The organism is Burkholderia cepacia GG4, assembly GCF_000292915.1.
In the GTDB taxonomy this organism is placed as follows: domain Bacteria; phylum Pseudomonadota; class Gammaproteobacteria; order Burkholderiales; family Burkholderiaceae; genus Burkholderia; species Burkholderia cepacia_D.
Window position 1 is genome coordinate 389,484 of record NC_018514.1, and the last position, 17,705, is coordinate 407,188.

Annotated in this window: 13 protein-coding genes; 11 read left to right on the top strand and 2 right to left on the bottom strand. The window is 67.2% G+C overall.

The window, feature by feature from the left end; translation table 11 throughout:
• Nucleotides 1–180 precede the first annotated feature (180 nt).
• On the bottom strand, nt 181–759 hold the full coding sequence (locus GEM_RS17520) for a DUF488 family protein (protein ID WP_014898700.1): 579 nt from the start codon (nt 757–759) through the stop codon (nt 181–183).
• On the bottom strand, nt 756–983 hold the full coding sequence (locus tag GEM_RS17525; RefSeq protein WP_014898701.1) for a DUF2945 domain-containing protein: 228 nt from the start codon (nt 981–983) through the stop codon (nt 756–758). The genes GEM_RS17520 and GEM_RS17525 overlap by 4 nt, the downstream gene beginning before the upstream one ends.
• Before the next feature lie 397 nt (nt 984–1,380).
• On the opposite strand from GEM_RS17525, the gene GEM_RS17530 reads away from it, so the two are divergent.
• From GEM_RS17530 to GEM_RS17580, 11 genes are all read left to right on the top strand, one after another.
• Nucleotides 1,381–2,466, top strand: coding sequence for a porin (locus GEM_RS17530; protein WP_014898702.1), 1,086 nt, complete (start codon nt 1,381–1,383; stop codon nt 2,464–2,466).
• Between the two features lie 607 nt (nt 2,467–3,073).
• Nucleotides 3,074–5,074, top strand: a complete 2,001-nt coding sequence (locus GEM_RS17535) for a hydantoinase/oxoprolinase family protein (RefSeq protein ID WP_014898703.1) — start codon at nt 3,074–3,076, stop codon at nt 5,072–5,074.
• Complete coding sequence (locus GEM_RS17540) at nt 5,071–5,535, top strand: acetone carboxylase subunit gamma (RefSeq protein WP_014898704.1); 465 nt, start codon at nt 5,071–5,073, stop codon at nt 5,533–5,535. Before GEM_RS17535 ends, GEM_RS17540 begins: the two co-directional genes overlap by 4 nt.
• Nucleotides 5,536–5,554: 19 nt before the next feature.
• The gene (locus GEM_RS17545; protein ID WP_014898705.1) at nt 5,555–7,684 is read left to right on the top strand and encodes a hydantoinase/oxoprolinase family protein; all 2,130 of its coding nucleotides are present in this window, start codon (nt 5,555–5,557) and stop codon (nt 7,682–7,684) included.
• Nucleotides 7,685–7,698: 14 nt separating this feature from the next.
• Nucleotides 7,699–9,945, top strand: a complete 2,247-nt coding sequence (locus tag GEM_RS17550) for a hydantoinase B/oxoprolinase family protein (RefSeq protein ID WP_014898706.1) — start codon at nt 7,699–7,701, stop codon at nt 9,943–9,945.
• A complete protein-coding gene (locus tag GEM_RS17555; RefSeq protein ID WP_014898707.1) occupies nt 9,942–10,718 on the top strand; it encodes a glucose 1-dehydrogenase in 777 nt (258 codons plus the stop codon). Before GEM_RS17550 ends, GEM_RS17555 begins: the two co-directional genes overlap by 4 nt.
• Before the next feature lie 13 nt (nt 10,719–10,731).
• Entirely contained in the window at nt 10,732–11,586 is an 855-nt protein-coding gene (locus GEM_RS17560; protein WP_014898708.1) for a hypothetical protein, read from the top strand.
• The gene (locus tag GEM_RS17565; protein ID WP_014898709.1) at nt 11,583–13,583 is read left to right on the top strand and encodes an acetoacetate--CoA ligase; all 2,001 of its coding nucleotides are present in this window, start codon (nt 11,583–11,585) and stop codon (nt 13,581–13,583) included. Before GEM_RS17560 ends, GEM_RS17565 begins: the two co-directional genes overlap by 4 nt.
• Nucleotides 13,580–13,780, top strand: coding sequence for a hypothetical protein (locus GEM_RS17570; RefSeq protein ID WP_014898710.1), 201 nt, complete (start codon nt 13,580–13,582; stop codon nt 13,778–13,780). The genes GEM_RS17565 and GEM_RS17570 overlap by 4 nt, the downstream gene beginning before the upstream one ends.
• Nucleotides 13,781–13,834: 54 nt before the next feature.
• A complete protein-coding gene (locus GEM_RS17575) occupies nt 13,835–16,486 on the top strand; it encodes a LuxR C-terminal-related transcriptional regulator (RefSeq protein ID WP_014898711.1) in 2,652 nt (883 codons plus the stop codon).
• 185 nt (nt 16,487–16,671) lie between these two features.
• On the top strand, nt 16,672–17,658 hold the full coding sequence (locus GEM_RS17580) for a LysR family transcriptional regulator (RefSeq protein WP_014898712.1): 987 nt from the start codon (nt 16,672–16,674) through the stop codon (nt 17,656–17,658).
• Nucleotides 17,659–17,705 lie beyond the last annotated feature (47 nt).

The window sequence follows — 17,705 nt, forward strand, 5'->3', positions numbered from 1 at the left end:
AGCGACGAAGCGACGAAGCGACGAAGCGACGAAGCGACGAAGCGACGAAGCGACGAAGCGACGAAGCGACGAAGCGACGAAGCGACGAAGCGACGAAGCGACGAAGCGACGAAGCGACGACACGACGACACGACGACACGACGACACGACGACACGGTCATGCGCGCGACCGATCCAGCGTCACTCGTCCGGCTGCGCGGCGGTTTCCTCCGCTGCTGCAGCGTCTTCGACGTCCGGATAGACGATCGTGCCGTCCGCCCGGATCACCGCACCGGCCGTGAGGCGCGCGGGCTCCACGCGGTTCTTGCCCATGATGTGCAGCACCGTTTCGCCGCGCGCGATCAGGTAGTCGGACACGATACGCCGGTGACAGCGCCACCACACGGCTTCCGAACACATGATCGCGCAGCGCTGCCGGTGCCCTTGCACGATCAGCTGGTCGAGGCCGGCTCGAAACTCGGGCGACAGCGCGTAGTCGGCGTAGCGATGGAAGCTTCGGTTGGTCCAGAAGTCGTTGACCTCGTCGGGCACGCCGCGCGACTTGCCGCGCAGCCCACCGAGCTCGGCGATGTGCTCGTACGTGATATCGACCGCGGCCAGCGCGGCGGGGAGCGTCGCTTCGTTGAACTGCGGATTCGTGCGCGAGCGCGTCATCTTCCGGATATCGGCGAGCAACGCGATGTCGACCGCGTCGAGCATCTCGACGAATTCGTCGAGCGTGCGGTTCGAATGACCGATCGTATAGAACGGGAGCGTCACGCGTCGTCCTTGCCGGCCAGGCGTTCGAGCACGCGGCCGCGATGCGCGGCGATGTGGTCGGTGCGGTCGCTCTTGATCTCGTATTGCGGATCGTCGGGCGACGCGCGGTGGCGATGGCCCTTGTAATCGAAATCCTGCGTGTGGATCGCGATGATCGTGCCGGTCACGTAACCGGCTTCGGAATTCCAGCGGACGTGGTCGCCCAGCTTGAATGGTGTCGTCATGCCTCCTCCTTGCGTCGGGGATGCGCGGCGTCGCGGGCAGCCGCCGACCGCGCATGAGACGCGTCGATTTTACCGCGCTGGACGCGGGCATTCGTGCCGGATCGCGCGTCGTTACCCGTCGCATCTGACAGATCGTAAGAAAGTCACCGATGCGATCGGCACACCCTGGCAACGACGCGTTTTCGCATACGGAATGCGGGGAATCCATGTTTTCGAACTACCCGAACGGGTAGCGACCGCCTACCCGTCCCGTCCCTACACTGCGTTCCCAACGGATGGTGCGCAGCGATGCCGCTTCCTTATCGCCCGCGGTCGGACCCACGCGCATCGGAACGCGTCCGGGACGCCGGTTCGGCTTCGGGCCTTCCAACAGCAAGAACGCCAGGAGACTCATTGGATGAAACGTCGCCGATCCCGCCTTCGCTTTACCGCCGCGGCCGTCGTATCGGCCGCCGCCGCGATTCCATCCGCCCATGCGCAAAGTAGCGTCACGCTGTATGGCGTCGTCGACGCCGGGATCCTGTACACGAGCAAGACCGTGAACCCGGCCACCGGGCAGAACGCCGGCCATCAGTTCTCGATGGTGACGGGCGGCATGACGCCGTCGCTGTTCGGCCTGAAAGGCGTCGAGGATCTCGGCGGCGGCCTGAAGGCGATGTTCGCGCTCGAAAGCGGGATCGACATCTCGAACGGCGGCTTTACCGATTCGAACGGCAACATGTTCGGTCGGCAGGCATGGGTGGGCCTCGCCAGTCCGTACGGGACGGTGAAGGCCGGCGTGCAGTTCTCGCCATTCGTGCTGTCGCTCATCTCGACCGACGCGCGCGACGTGTCGTACTTCGGCAGCGGCGTGCCGGTCTACGTCGGCAGCGTGTTCGTGACCGGCATCTTCAACGCGAACGCAGTGTCCTATACGAGCCCGACGATCGGCGGCTTCCAGGGCGCCGCGATGCTCGCGCTCGGTGGCGTCGCCGGCGACTTCCAGGCGGGGCGGCAGTATTCGGCGAGCCTCAACTACACGTACGGGCCGCTGCTGATCAGCGCGGCCATGTACAACGGCAATGCGGGCGGCACCGCCGCGTCGACGCCGATTCCGAGCACGGTGCCGTTTACCGGCCGCACGATCGGCGCCAGCTACCGCTATCGTGACCTGACGGTGAAGGCGTCGTTCGTCAGCTTCAAGGTCTCCGGTTCGTTCGACAACCGCGTCTACAGCGGCGGCCTGAGCTATCAGATCACGCCGGCGGTGAACGCGGACGCCGGCGTGTGGTACACCAGCGACGGCAACGACACCGGCAACCATTCGATCATGGCCGCGACGGGCGTGACCTACAGCCTGTCGAAGGCGACGCTGCTGTACGGCCAGTTCGGCTTCGTCAACAACCACGGGAAGATGAATACCGGCCTGTCGACCAACGACGCGCTGTTCGGCGCATCGGGCTCGACGTTCGGCTCGGCCGTCGGTATCCGTCACCTCTTCTGATCGGCGCGCGCTGCATCCGCGACGCGTGCAGCGCGCGAATCGACGTCGATCCCTACCTCGATCTCGCCGCCGACTTCGGCGGATACCGCGCCTGCCGGTTCGGCGGGCGGGCCGCATGTTCTCCGCGATCGCGGGAGTCGTGCGGTGCACCGTACCGCTTCTTCCCGCCTGCGGCCCCCCTTCCCGTGCAGCGCCGATGCAATGTCGGCGGACGGGCTTCTCCCGTTCGTCGGCATTGACCCGCGCCGGTCGCGCGACGCTATGTGTGCGACCTAGCCGCGCCCGTGCAAGCCGCTCGTCCCTCGTTACCGTCACCTCGTCGCCCACGGCGGCGCTAATGCGCGACTTCACGCACGCGGCCGACCACGCCGGATACGGGCAATCCATATCCCGAGACTACCCGGACGGGTGGCGTGATGCGTGATGCGGATACCTAAACTGATTCCACGATAGATACAACACACAGGAGACGACGTGTATCACCCATCCCTTTCGCCGTTGCGCGGTCGCCCGACCGAACAGCGCGCGCCGCTCGATCTTCCCGTCGATCCGCCGTTGCGGCGGATGTGCCGGGCCTGACCCGGCTCTTCATTCAGCGAGACAGCTCATGACTCACTCATCCGGTTTCACGCGCGATGTCCGCCCGGGCGCGACCAGCGCCGGGCCCGTGCGGCATCGCCTGATCAACATCGACAACGGCGGCACGCTGACCGACATCTGCGTGATGGACAGCGACAAGGTGGTGCGCACGAAGACGTTGACGACGCCCCACGATCTGTCGCAATGCCTGTTCGACGGCTTGCGCAAGGCATCCGAAGCCATCTTCGGTCGCGAGGATCTCGAGGCGCTGCTGCTGTCGACGGCGGCGATCCGCTATTCGACGACGCAAGGCACCAACGCGCTCGTCGAGCGCAAGGGCCCGCGGCTCGGCCTGGTGGTCGGGGGCACGCTGACGGCCGCGCGGATTCGCGGCGCGGACGGTGCGGCAAGCCTGTTCGACACCGTGATCGGCGAGCGTACCGTCACGCTCGGCAGCGAGCCGTCCGAAGCGGACATCGTGCGCGTGGTCGGCGAGCTCGCGGCGGCGGGCGCGAACCGGCTGGTCGTCGCGATCGGCGGGTCGCAGCGGGCGGAACTCGAGCAGCAACTGAAGCGCCGGCTGCTGCGCAGTTTCCCGCCGCACCTGCTCGGCGCGCTGCCGATCCTGTATGCGCACGAAGTCGCGGACGACGCCGACGACGTACGCCGCACCTGGACCGCGCTGTTCAACGCGTTCCTGCATCCGGCGATGGAGCGGTTCCTGTACAGCGCCGAGCAGAAGCTGCGCGACGCGCGTGCGCAAAGCCCGCTGCTGGTGTTTCGCAACGACGGCCATGCGGGCCGCGTCGCGAAGACGATCGCGCTGAAGACCTACAGTTCCGGCCCGCGCGGCGGAATGGAAGGCGCGCGCGTGCTGGCTGCGCACTACGGACTCACGCATCTGCTGTCGATGGATATCGGCGGCACGACGACCGACATCGGCGTCGTCGACGAACGCGGCGTGCGCGCGAACCGGCACGGCAACGTCGAAGGCGTCGCGACGTCGTTCGCACTGTGCGACGTGGTCAGCGCGGGCGTCGGCGGCAGTTCGATCATTCGCGCGGACGGCGAGCGGCTCACGGTCGGGCCGGAGAGCGTCGGCAGCGCACCGGGGCCCGCGTGCTTCGGCCTGGGCGGCACGCAGGCGACGATCACCGACGCGTTCGCGCTCGCCGGATTGCTCGATCCAGCTTCGTTCTTCGGTGGAAAGCTGCATCTCGACAAGGCGCGTGCGCAGCACGCAATCCACGCGCATGTCGCCGATCCGATGAGGATGGGCGACAAGGAGGCGCTGGCCGCGATGGAGGCCGCATGGGTGAAGAAGGTCGCCGACAGCCTCGTTGCCTATACGGAGATCCGCGCCGATACGACGCTCGCCGCATTCGGCGGCGCGGGCGCGTTCGTCGCGTGCCGGGTCGCGGCAGCGATCGGCGTGAAGCGCGTGCTGATTCCCGGCCTGGCGGCGGTGTTTTCCGCTTACGGGATCGGATTTTCGGACGTGGGCCACGGTTTCTCGGCCCCGCTGGTCGATCCGAGCGGCGACGCGCTCGTCGCGACGATGGACGCGTTACTCACGCAAGCGTCACGCGCGATGTTCGGCGAAGGCGCGGCGATCGACGATTGCCGGCTGGTCTACACGCTCGAAGCCACCGGTGCCGACGGCACGACGGTCGAGCATGCGTTGCAAGGACCGGCGTTGCCGCCGGGCGTCGAGCCGGGCGCCACGCTGTCGGTGACGCTGACCGCGATCAAGCGCATGCCGCAGGCGACGCTCGACGGCCGGTTCGGCGAAAGCGGCCGGCAGGCCGCGATCGCGCGCGGCACGCGCACGGTCACCGTCGACGGCCGCGATGCCGAACTGCCGCTGTATCGCGTCGACGATCAGCCGAAGGGCGTCGCGGTGCACGCGGCGGGACCGGCCGTGCTCGAGGAAGACTTCTTCACCGGGCGCATCGACGCCGGCTGGCACTTCGAAATCAACGCCGCTGGAGACATCCTGCTCAGCAGCGGCAAGGAGAGCGAACAATGAAGGTCCTGATTACCGAAACCCTGCGCATCGACCTCGGGACGGAGCAATGGGAATGCCGGCGATGCGGCCATGAGCATGGCAGTGCGCGCGACAACTACAAGCGAGGATTGCTTGTCCATGATCGCGACCCGCGCGAGATTCACAAGCCGCTGCTCGATCCGGCACGCTACGAGCGCACGTATTCGCCGGACCCCGACTGGTGCCGCATCCTCGAATACTACTGCCCGGAATGCGGCGTGCTGGTCGAAGCCGAATATCTGCCGCCCGGTCATCCGCCGTTGCACGACATCGAGCTCGACATCGACGCGCTGAAAATGCAGTGGCAGGACCGGCCGGAGATGACCGAACCCGCGCAGGCGCCCGACCTCGCGCTCGAACGCGTGAAGCTGCAGCGCGCGCTGCATGCGGCCGCGCATCACCGGCATGCGCTCGTCGCCGACGCCGATGCATCGTCCACTTGAGATACGGGGAGAACCGCTCATGAAACGTGTTTCCGTCGATATCGGCGGCACCTTCACGGATTGCTTCGTCGCGTGGGGCGAGCAGTGCGTCGAGGGCAAGTCGCTGACTACCCATCACAATCTCGCGGTCGGCTTCAACGACTCGCTCGCGGATGCATGCCGCCAGCTCGATCTGACGCCGACGCAGCTTCTGTCCGAAGTCGATTCGGTGCGCTACGCGACGACGCTCGGCACCAATGCGCTGATCGAGCGCAAGGGGCCGCGGGTCGGCCTGCTCGTCACCACCGGCTTCAAGCACACCGTGCCGTTGTCCCGTGCACGCGGCTATGGCGAAGGGCTGTCCGAGCCCGAGCAGATGGACATCCCGAATGCCGCGCGGCCGGAACCGCTCGTCGCGATTCCGCTGATCCGCGAAGTGCGCGAGCGCATCGACTATGCGGGCCAGGTGTTCTGGACGCTGGACGAGGATGACGTGCGGCTGCGGATTCGCGAACTCGTCGACGCTGGCGCCCAGGCGCTCGTCGTGATGTTCACCAACAGCGTGGTGAATCCGGTTCACGAACTGCGCGTGCGTGAAATCTTCCTCGACGAATATCCGGCGCACATGCTCGGCGCGATTCCGATGCTGCTGTCGCATCAGGTCGTCGGGCGCAAGGGCGAGTATTCGCGCGCGACGTCGTCGATCATCGATGCGTTCCTGCATCAGATCATGTATCACGGGCTCGGCACGCTGGAACTGAACCTGCGCCAGCAGGGCTATGCGAAGCCGATGCTGGTCAATCACAACTCGGGCGGGATGGCGCAGCTCAACTCGACCGACGCGTTGCAGACCGTGCACTCGGGGCCGGTATCGGGGATCGCCGCGAGCGAATACCTGGCCGCCGCCGCAGCGCTCGGCAACGTCGTTGCGACCGACATGGGCGGTACGAGCTTCGACATCGGCATCGTCGTGCAGGGCGGGCAGAAATTCTACGATTTCAACCCGGTGATCGACCGCTGGCTCGTCAGCGTGCCGATGGTGCATCTGGTCGCGCTCGGCGCGGGCGGTGGCTCGATCGCACGCTACGAGCGGATGTACAAGACGGTCGAGATCGGCCCGCAGTCGGCCGGCTCCGATCCGGGGCCCGCTTGCTACGATCGCGGCGGCCAGCATCCGACTGTGACCGATGCGGACTTGTTGCTCGGCTATCTCGATCCGAAGAACTATGCAAACGGCCGCATTCCGCTGAATCCGCGCCGTGCCAGGCAGGCGATGCAGGACGATTTGTGCGACGAGCTCGACCTCGACGTGATCGAAACCGCGAAGCTGATCAAGAAGCAGGTCGACGCGTCGATGGCGAACGGGATCGCCACCGAACTGCGTACGCGCGGCTACGAGCCGAAGGACTTCACCGTCCTCGCTTATGGCGGCAACGGGCCCCTGCACGCGTGCGGGATCGCAGCGGCGCTGGGCATCGCCCGCGTACTGGCGCCGCCGTATTCGTCGACGTTTTCGGCATGCGGCGCGGGTACGGTGAACCAGATGCATATCCACGAGATGAACACGTGGACGGTGCTGTTCAACCCGAACACGAAGTCGTTCTTCATGGATTTCGACACCTTCAACCAAGGCGTCGCGGAACTCGAACGGCGCGGTCGCGAGGATCTGGAGCGGCAGGGCATGGACCCGTCGCGGATTCGCTATCGCCTCGAGCTGGACATGCGCTACGGCAACCAGCGCGTGCAGACGGCCGTGGTCACGCCGCTCTCGCGCCTGAAGACACAGCGTGACGTGCTGACATTGATGGAACTGTTCCATGAGAGCTACGGCTCGCGTTTTGGCGAAGGCTCGCAGAGCCCGGAAACCGGCGTGCGGATCAACACGCTGCGCGTGTGTGCGTACGTCGAGCAGCCGTCGGTACAGTTCGCGAAGCTGACGGTCAGCGACGATCCGCTGCCGCCGCCGGAGCCGGTGGGTTATCGCGAATGCCACTTCGTCGGGCACGAGGGACCGCTTCGCACAGCCGTCTACGACGATCGCGCACGCGCCGAGCGCACGCAGATCGAAGGGCCGGCCGTCATCACCACACGCGCGACGACGTTCCTCGTCGAACCGGGCTGGATCTACCAGGCGACGGCCCAGGGCGGCGCGTGGTTCCTGCGCAAGTAAGCAAGGAGTTCGACATGCAAAACGACATCAATGCGGAAGACCGGGCGCTGCTCGACAAGTTCATCGCCGACAACACGCTGTTCCTCGGGCCCGACCCGGAGATCATGCGCAACCACAGCATCCTGCCGCGCTCGAAGGCGGAGCAGGAAGTGCTGGAGCGTGGCGTCGATCCCCACCAGGTCCACCATGTGCGCGGACTGATCAACTCGGCGCTGTCCGAGGCGTTCACGATGGTGAACCAGATGGGGGCGGCGCCGGGTGCGAAGTGGGGCGACCTGGTGACCGCGATCTACACCGCCCAGGGCGACCTGTCGATGATCGCGCCGCACGGGATCATCGCGTTTGCCGCGTGCTGCTTCTATCCGATCCGCTTCATCATCAAGAACTGGACCGACGATCCGACCGTCGGCGTGAAGGACGGCGACGGGTTCATCCACAACGACGCGCGCTACGGCGGCATCCACAACACCGACCAGTCGATGATGATGCCGCTGTTCTACAAGGGCGAACTGGTCTGCTGGCTGTCGTCGACGATCCACGAGGGCGAGAACGGCTCGACCGAGCCGGGCGGCCTGCCCGCGAAGGCGGAGAGCAAGTACGACGAGGGCATCAAGATGCCGCCGTTCAAGATCGTCGAGAACTTCGAGCTGAAGCGCGATCTCGTGACGTTCCTGCAGAACTCGGTGCGCGATCCGCGCCTGCAGCTCGAGGACATGAAGGTGAAGCTGCACGCGGTACTGCGGCTGCGTGACCGGATCATCGCGTTGCTCGACCAGTACGGCCGGGAAGCGCTGATCGGCACACTGCGTTCGCATCTCGAAGACGTCGAAACGGAAATGCGCCGGCGCATCCGCGAACTGCCGGACGGCACGACGCGCGTGCTGCAGTTCATGGATTCGAGCCTGCGCGAGAACGCGCTGCAGAAGATCGCCTGCGCGATCACCGTGAAGGGCGAGCGCATGATCATGGATTTCCGCGGCTCGGCGCCGCAGTTCCTGAACCGCTCGGTGAACACCAACATCGCATCGTTCAAGGCCGCGCTGTGCACCGGGCTGTTGCAGAACATCTGGCCGGATCTGCCGCACACGATGGCCGTGCTGTCGCCGATCGAGATCATCACCGATCGCAACTCGATCCTCGATGCGGAGGGCGAGATGCCGCAGGCGATGAGCCTGATGCCGCTGTTCAAGGGCTGCGTGGCGTGGACGGTGCCGATGAACAAGCTCAGCTACAGCCTGCCGCATCGCTACTCGGCAGTCATTGCGTCACAGTACGACCAGGCGGCGACGTTCATCTACGGCGGTATCACGCAGCACGGCGACGTGACCGGCAACTTCTGCGCGGACATCAACGGCAACGGGCAGGGTGCGCGCAGTCACGCGGACGGCGAGCATTCGATCTCGCCCGTGTTCGGCTTCATGTGCGACACCGGCGAGCACGAGATCGCGGAAGAAGATACCCCGATCATCCGCCTCGGTGCGCAACGGCTCGCGAAGGATCGGATCGGCTGGGGCAAGTATCGCGGCGGGATGGGCTACGAGCAGATCGCGACCGCGCGCGGCTCGGGCCTGTGGGGCTTCATGACCGGCTGCGAAGGGTCGAAATTTCCGTCCGCGCAGGGGCTGTTCGGCGGCTACTCGTGCCCGAGCTATCAGTTGATGAAGATCAAGGGTATCAACATCTTCAAGGTGCTCGAAGAAAACCCGAAGGCCGTCGAAGCGTTCGATATCGTGGCCCTGATGAACAAGCGTCCGATTCCGGGCGCGAAATACAGCAGTCACGACATGGGGATGACGTTCGAGATCTGCAACGAAGGCGAGATCTACATGATCTGCCAGGGCTCGGGCGGCGGCTATGGAGACGTACTTGAACGCGATCCGGCGCTCGTGATGAAGGATCTGCGCGAGGACCTGATGTCGCACGAGAACGCGCGCGACATCTACAAGGTCGTCTATGACGAGGCGACACTGGTCGTCGATGCGGAGGCGACTGCCGATGCACGCGCGGCCGAGCGGCTGGCACGCATTGCACGCGGCAAACCGTTCGACGCGTTTTGCGACGCATGGGTGACGCCGGAGCCGCCCGCATCGTTGCCGTACTTCGGCAGCTGGAACAACCACGCCGAGATCTATGCGACGACGCTGGGCCAGCGCGTCAAGATGCCGGCCGATCAGATCCAGGGGGCATTCATGCTCGATCCGAAGGACGTCCGGATCGCCGAGCTCGAAGCGCGTCTTGCTGCGCAGGAGGTACCGGCATGAGCCGACTCGACGGCCGCTGCGCGGTTGTCACCGGCGCGGCGCGTGGCCTCGGCCTCGCCGCTGCGCGCCGGCTCGCTGCCGCCGGCGCGCATGTGCTGCTGACCGACATGTGCCGGGACGAAGGCGAAGCGCACGCGGCGGCGCTGCGCGCCGACGGGCACGACGCGTATTTCGTCGTGCAGGACGTGACCGATCCGGAGCGCTGGCCGGGTGTGCTCGACGTCGCGATCGAGCGCTGGGGGCGGCTCGACATGCTCGTGAACAACGCGGGCATCGCGGAGATCGCCGACATCGAGACGCTCGACTTCGCAGGCTGGCGACGCACGATGTCGGTGAATCTCGACAGCGTGTTTCTCGGCATGCAGGCGGCAATCGCACGGATGAAGCAATCCGGCGGTGGCGCGATCGTCAACGTCGCGTCGATCGAAGGCCTCGTTGGCGAGCCGCTCGTACCGGCGTACAACGCGAGCAAGGGCGGTGTGCGCCTGCTGACGCGCTCGGCGGCCCTGCACTGCGCGGAGCGCGGCTACGGCATCCGTATCAACTCGGTGTGCCCGGGCTTCGCGAATACGCAGATGGTATCGGGTGCGGTGTCGAAAATGTCGACGAGCGACGCGGACGCATTTGCGTCGCGGCTGATGGCCCGCATTCCGATGCATCGCTTGGCCGATCCGGACGAGATCGCGCGTGCGATCGTCTTTCTCGTCTCGGACGATTCTTCTTACATGACCGGTGCCGATCTCGTGATCGACGGCGGCTACACGGCATGTTGAACAGGGAGGCATCATGCCCCGATTGACTGAAGCAAATCGCATGCGCCGGCTACTATGGCTCGATCACGACAGCTACAGCGCGCCGCTGCTGACCGGCGATGCGCCGCCGTGGCTCGACAGTGCCGCGTGCGTCGCGTGGGTGCGTCACGCGCATGGCCTGCTGCGCCCGGATGTGCTGACGCTGCCGCTTGCGGATCTGGCCGATGCGTGGCTCGCACGCGATTCGGCGCTCGGCGCCGAGATGGTCGGCAAGACGAAGCGCACGCATCTGCCGCTGAAAACGTGCCTGTCGAGCGAGCCGGTGCGCGCCTATGCGGCGGCGCTGGCGGTCGCGCTGCGCACGGCGTTGCCCGGCGCGATCTTCGTGCTGGACCTGCCGTCGCCGCGCGACTGGGCGGCACGTGCGTTCACATTCGCGAGCGGTATGCAGCACGTCGACGTCGATGAAGATGCGGCCGATGCTGCCGCAGCGTGCGTCGCGGATTTCCTGCGCGGGTTTGCGACGGCCGGCGTGGACGCCGTGCTGATGCGCGAGTCGCAGGCGTGGGATGCCGACACTGCCGCGCATGGACTGGAACGGGTTCAGCCGGTCGTGAACGTCGCGCGGCATTATGGCTGGGATTGGGGGATGCGGATGCCGGCGCCGGTCGCCTTCGCGGGCGTTGCGGCGCCAGATTTTTCGATCGCGCCGGCGCCGGGCGGTGGGGGGCTGACCGGGGTCCTCGTGCCGGCGGCATTCTGGCACGGCGAAGACGATCTGCCGGCGGCGCAGCCCGATACATTCGACGTAGCGGCAATCCCCGCTGCGGCGCATCCCGAAACGGTTCTCGCGCGCATCGCGCGCTTACGTGAAAGGCAATCGACATGACGAACGAAGGCGAACTGATGTGGACGCCGGACGACGCGTTCATGCGCGGCTCCAACCTGGCACGTTTCATGGCCTGGCTCGAGGCCGATCACGATCTGACGTTCGCGGACTACGATGCGCTGTGGCGCTGGTCGATCAGCGAGCCGGACGCGTTCTGGTCGTCGCTCTGGCAGTGGTTCGACGTGCGGCACGACGGGTCGGCGCGCCGCGTGACCGACGGCGCGCCGATGCCGCGCACGCGCTGGTTTCCCGATGCGCGCGTGAACTACGCGGAGCACGTGCTGCAGCATGCGGCACACGCGGACGCGGCGCAGCCGGCGTTCCATTACGCGAGCGAAACGCAGCCGCTGCGCACGCTGTCGCTGGTCGAGCTCGCCAGCCAGGTGCGGCGCGTCGCGACGCGCCTGCGTGAGCTGGGCGTGCAGCCGGGCGACCGCGTCGTCGCGTATCTGCCGAACGTGCCCGAATGCGCGATCGCGATGCTCGCCGCCACCAGCATCGGGGCGGTGTGGTCGTCGGCCGCGATCGACTTCGGCGTGCGCACGGTGGTCGACCGCTTCCGGCAGATCGCGCCGAAGGTGTTGATCACCGCCGATCGCTACAGCTTCGGCGGCCGCGTGTTCGAGCGCACGGACGAAGCGTTGCAGATCGCGCACGCGCTGCCCTCGCTGGAGACGCTCGTGTGGCTGTCGTCCGACGCCGATACCTTGCCGGACGGCGCCGCGTCGCTGCCGTGCACGGTGCAGCCGTGGCGTGCGCTGCTGGCCGGCCCCGACGTGCCGCCCGACGCATTCCGCTTCGAGCGCGTGGGTCCCGAGCATCCGCTGTGGATCGTGTTTTCGTCGGGCACCACGGGCCTGCCGAAGGCGATCGTCCACAGCCACGTCGGCGTCCTCGTCGAGCACCTGAAGCTGATGCACCTGCACATGGATCTGCATGCCGGCGACGTCATGTTCTTCTACAGCACGACCGGCTGGATGATGTGGAACCTGCTGGTCGCGTCGCTGATGACGGGCGCGGCCGCGGTGCTGTACGACGGCAGCCCGGTGCACGGCGGCCCCGCGTGCCTGTGGCAGCTTGCCGCCGCTACGGGGGCGACCTGTTTCGGCGCCAGCCCGACGTTCGTGCAGATGATGGAGAAGGCCGGCCTCGAGCCCGGCCGCGCATTCGACCTGTCGCGCATCAGGAGCGTGATCCTGAGCGGCGCGCCGAGCACGCCGGAGACGTTCGCGTGGTTCTATCGCTGCGTGAAGCCGGATCTGTGGGTGACGTCGCAGTCGGGTGGCACCGAGCTGTGCAGTGGGCTCGTCGGCGCGGTGCCGCTGCTGCCGGTGCGGGCGGGCGAGATTCAGGCGCGCATGCTCGGCATGGCGGTCGACGTGTGGAACGATGCCGGCGAGCCGGTCGTCGACGAGATCGGCGAACTCGTCGTCACGCAGCCGGCGCCGTCGATGCCGATCTGCTTCTGGAACGACGACGGCGACACGCGTTATCGGGAGTCCTATTTCGACCATTTCCCGGGCGTGTGGCGGCATGGCGATTTCATGAAGATGACGCCGCACGGCGGTTGCTACATCTACGGGCGGGCCGACTCGACGCTGAACCGCCACGGCGTGCGGATCGGTTCGGCCGAGATCTATCGCGTCGTCGAGGAGATCGACGCGGTGGCCGACAGTCTCGTCGTCTGCTGCGAATTGCCGGGAGGCCGCTACTTCATGCCGTTGTTCCTGCGCCTGCGCGACGGCGCGGCGCTCGACGACGCGCTGCGCGCGCGGATCGCGGAGCGGCTGCGCACGCTGTGCAGCCCGCGTCACGTGCCGGACGTGATGGTGTCGATGGCGCAGATTCCATACACGCTGACGGGCAAGAAGATGGAGGTGCCGGTGCGCAAGATCCTGATGGGCCAGCGGGTCGACAGCGCGGCGAGCCGCGATGCGATGGCCAATCCGGACGCGCTCGACGCCTACGTCGCGTTCGCCGGTGCGGTGCCACGATGACGGCCACGCTCGCGACCGGCGCGCCGACGCCGGCATCCGGCCGCACGGAGGACGACGACGCGTCGCACGATGCGGGCTGCCTGCGCCCGTTCTGCTGCAATCCGTTTGCCGCGTTCTCGGCGTTTTCGCGCGTCGGCGGCTGGACGCCGCCGCTGCCGGACACCGACACGGCGGAGCCGGCGGCCGACGATGCTTGAAGCGGCTTCGCGATTGAGGCACGATGCCTTCTCTTCCACGTCATCCGAGCGACCGTGACTGCTTCCCCGAATGCGACGCGACGCAGGCCACGCCGGCATGGCGCGGACCTGCGCGAACACAAGTTCTTTCCGCCCGTCGCGCGTCGCGGCGCGATCGTCCGGCGCGCGCTGCTCGATCGCGTGACGGGGCTCGGGGTGCCGCATATCGTGATCCTGCAGGCGCCGCTCGGCAGCGGCAAATCGACGTTGCTGCAGCAGATCATGGAGACCGGGCGCGCGAAGCGCTGGACCATGGCGTGGCTCGCGCTCGACGAGAACGACAACGATCCGCGCCGCTTCGAAGCGTATTTCATCTCGCTGATCGCGCAGCTGGTCGAGGAGGCCGGCGTGGTGGCGAGCGGGCATTCGGGCCGCCCCACCGACAACATGCTCGACTGGGTGTTCGACCAGATCGCACGGATCGACGGGCCGATCGGCATCTGCATCGACGATTTCCAGTGGATTCACGAGCCGGCGATCCTGCATTTCTTCCGCGATCTGCTCGATGCGCTGCCCGGGCGCTGCCGCCTCTACATCGGATCGCGCAACCTGCCGGACGTCGGCGTGAGTGCGCTGCAGGTCGCCGAAGAGGCGCTCGTGCTGCGCATGGAGGACCTGCGTTTCTCGTCGGACGAAGCGGCCGTGTTCCTGGCGGATGCTGCCGATACGATCGATGCCGAGACGGAGGCGTTCATCCAGTCGCGCACCGAGGGCTGGCCTGCGGGGCTGCAGCTGTTCAAGCTGGCGCTCGCGCGCGACGAGATCCGGCACGCGCTCGACGCGTTGCGCGACTGCACGCCGCTCGAGCTGGTCCGCTATCTGTCGGAGAACACGCTGGCGCTGCAGCCGCCCGACGTGCAGGCGTTCCTGCTGAAGACCTCGCAGCTGCGGCGCTTGAACGGCTCGCTCTGCGCGGACGTGACCGGGTTCGCGCGTGCGGACGCGGTGCTGCGGCAGCTCGAGCGCGACGGGCTGTTCGTCGAGGCGCTCGACGGCAGCCCGGGATGGTATCGGTATCACGGCCTGTTTGCGCGCTTCCTGTCCGAACGGCTCGCGCACGACGACCCGGCGGACCTGATCGACGTGCATCGCCGCGCCGCGCACTGGTACGTGCGGCACGGCATACCGGAAGAGGCGATGTTCCATGCGGTCGAGGCCCGCGAATATGCGCTGGCGATCACGACGCTGGACGGCTGGGCGTCGCGGCTCGTCGAGGGCGCCGAGCTGGTGACGGTCGCGTACTGGTTCGACCGGCTGCCGTTGCAGGAGGTGCTCTGCTGTCGGAGCCTCGCGGTGAAGATCGCATGGGCGCTGGTGTTTCTGCGGCGCGGCGGGCCGACCCATCCACTGCTGTCGTATCTCGCCGAGACGCGCGACGGGCATGGCGCCGACGTCGTGCTCGCGATGGCGATGCTGTTCAGGAACGACCTGCGCGAGGCGACGAGGCTCGCCGACGTGCCCGCGCTGCATCAGCCCGCGTCCGATCTGTTCGAGGCATTCGAACTCGGCGCGGCAGCCAACCTGCACGCGTTCAGCGCGATGGCCGCGTGGGACGAGGAACGGGCCCATCACCTGCTCGTGCTCGCGAACAGCCACAATGATCACGCGCAGTCCGCATTCAGCCACGGCTATACGCTTGCGTTGCGCTGCATCCTGCAAGTGATCGGCGCGCAGCCGCGGCTGGCGACCGACGCGCCGCACGCGACCCGCGGCATGCGACGCGACGCGGGCAGCCCATACGTGAATCGCGGCATGTCGGCCGCGGCGCTGGCCGCGTCGCGTATCTGGGCCTGCTACGAGGCCGATCAGCTCGACACGGTGGAGCGGCTCGCCGCCCAGTTCGGCGAGGACATCACGCTCGCGGCGGTGCCGGAATTCGTCGCGTTGTCGATGGTGTCGATTGCGCGCGTGCATGTCGCACGCGGCCGGATGCCTCAGGCACGCGACGCGCTCGACACACTCGAGCGGCTGAGCTTTCAGAATCGCTGGGCGAGCGTGCGCGAGATGATCGCGTGGGAGCGGCTGTATCTCGCCGGCCGCAGCGGCGACACGACGCGCATCGATACGTTGCTGTCGCAGGTGCCGGGCGATGACGCAGCGCCGGATCCGGGATGGATTCTGGTGACCGAGATGCTGAGCGGCCCGTTGCTCGGACGCATCCGGCTCGCGTTGCTGCAGCAGCGGCTCGACCGGGCATCCGAGTTGCTGAAGTCGGCGCTCGGCATCGTGCCGGTGCGGCCGCTGCTGGCGGTCAAGCTGCAGGTGCTGCAGGCGCTGGTGCAGCATCGGCAAGGTCACACGCGGCTCGCGCTACGCACGCTGCAGGGCGCGCAGGACGCGGCGCGGGCAGGGGGCTGCACGCGCGCGTTGCTCGATGAAGGCGGCGAACTGGCCGCGCTGCTCGATTCAGCGACGGCGCCGGGTGCGGAGCGTGCGATGCGGCATCCGGCCGCGAGTGGCCCGAAGGCCGCATGGGCGAGCCAGCTGTCGCAGCGCGAGCAGGAAATCCTGCGCCTGCTCTGCAGCGGCGCGTCGAACCGCGAGATCTCCGAGACGTTGTTTCTGTCCGAGAACACGGTGAAGTTTCACCTGAAGAACCTTTACCTGAAGCTGGACGTCAGGAATCGCGCCCAGGCGATTCTCAAGGCGCAGACGGATGCGCGGTGACCGACGCGGCGCGGAGGCCGCTTCCGGCTGCACGATCCGGCCGGGCCGCATCGGGCACTGAGCGCTTGCGCACAAGCGCCATTGTGCAAAACGACACAACCCTGCGTAACGCAATTTTGCGAGCGGCGGGATAATCGCCGCGGATCGCCGTGCAAGAATTCCGTTTGCTTCAAACGGAACACACCATGGACACGCTTCACCACATGCGCCTGTTCGTTCGCGTCGTCAACGCGGGCGGATTTTCGGCGGCGGCGCGGCAACTCGGCGCGAGCACCCCGCGGATTTCGCGTGCGGTGTCGGACCTCGAACGGCATCTGGCGGTGCGCCTGTTGAACCGGACGACGCGTCGCATCTCGTTGACCGAGGCCGGCGAACGATACTGGCGGCGCTGCGACCAGATTCTTGCCTACCTGGAACAGGCGGAGGCCGAGACGCGCGACGCCGACGCGCGGCCGTCCGGCAAGCTGAAGCTGCACTGCCTGAACGGGTTGGACCGGCACTACGTGATGCCGCTCGTGGCGCGCTATCGGCAACGCTTTCCGGAGGTCCGGATCGAATTGTCGGTCGCCCGGCGGCGGCCCGACATGATGAGCGAGGGCTTCGACGTGTCGATCGCGCTCGAACGGCATCCGCCGGAATCGGGCATGACGTCCGAGCGACTCGGGTCGACCTTCAGCATCCTGTGCGCGGCGCGCGGCTATGTCGACGCGCATGGCGCGCCGGCCACGCACGAGGATCTCGAAGGGCATGCCTGTCTCGACCTGGCGGCGACGGCGATGCCGCACGACGCGTGGCAATTGCTCGGCCCGGACGGCGAGCAGCGGGTCCCGCGAGTCAGGCCGGCCTTTCGCGTCAATGACGCCGACGCGCTGGCGGCAGGCATCCGGGGTGGCATGGGCATCGGTCTGCTGCCGCTCTACTCGGCGGTCGCCGGGTTGCGCGACGGTGAGTTCGTACGCGTGCTGCCGGACTATCGCACGTGCGACATGAATGTTTACGCGCTGTACGCGTCGCGCCAGTATCTGGATGCGAAAGTCCGGACCTGGGTAGAACTGATGCGCGATGCATTGCCGCCGATGCTGGCGAGCGACGAACGCGCGCTCGCCAGCAGCGGCGACGCGCCCGACCGGCGCCCGTGTCCCGAGGTGGACGAAGCGCCGGGCGCGCGCTGACCGGCAGGGCCGCCGCGACGGACGCGTCGGCCGGTGTGCTGCGGTGC

Coding starts and splice junctions, on each gene's coding strand:
- GEM_RS17565 (WP_014898709.1), top strand. CDS start 11,583: ATGACGAACGAAGGCGAACTGATGTGGACGCCGGACGACGCGTTCATG.
- GEM_RS17580 (WP_014898712.1), top strand. CDS start 16,672: ATGGACACGCTTCACCACATGCGCCTGTTCGTTCGCGTCGTCAACGCG.
- GEM_RS17530 (WP_014898702.1), top strand. CDS start 1,381: ATGAAACGTCGCCGATCCCGCCTTCGCTTTACCGCCGCGGCCGTCGTA.
- GEM_RS17560 (WP_014898708.1), top strand. CDS start 10,732: ATGCCCCGATTGACTGAAGCAAATCGCATGCGCCGGCTACTATGGCTC.
- GEM_RS17570 (WP_014898710.1), top strand. CDS start 13,580: ATGACGGCCACGCTCGCGACCGGCGCGCCGACGCCGGCATCCGGCCGC.
- GEM_RS17540 (WP_014898704.1), top strand. CDS start 5,071: ATGAAGGTCCTGATTACCGAAACCCTGCGCATCGACCTCGGGACGGAG.
- GEM_RS17555 (WP_014898707.1), top strand. CDS start 9,942: ATGAGCCGACTCGACGGCCGCTGCGCGGTTGTCACCGGCGCGGCGCGT.
- GEM_RS17535 (WP_014898703.1), top strand. CDS start 3,074: ATGACTCACTCATCCGGTTTCACGCGCGATGTCCGCCCGGGCGCGACC.
- GEM_RS17545 (WP_014898705.1), top strand. CDS start 5,555: ATGAAACGTGTTTCCGTCGATATCGGCGGCACCTTCACGGATTGCTTC.
- GEM_RS17525 (WP_014898701.1), bottom strand. CDS start 983: ATGACGACACCATTCAAGCTGGGCGACCACGTCCGCTGGAATTCCGAA.
- GEM_RS17550 (WP_014898706.1), top strand. CDS start 7,699: ATGCAAAACGACATCAATGCGGAAGACCGGGCGCTGCTCGACAAGTTC.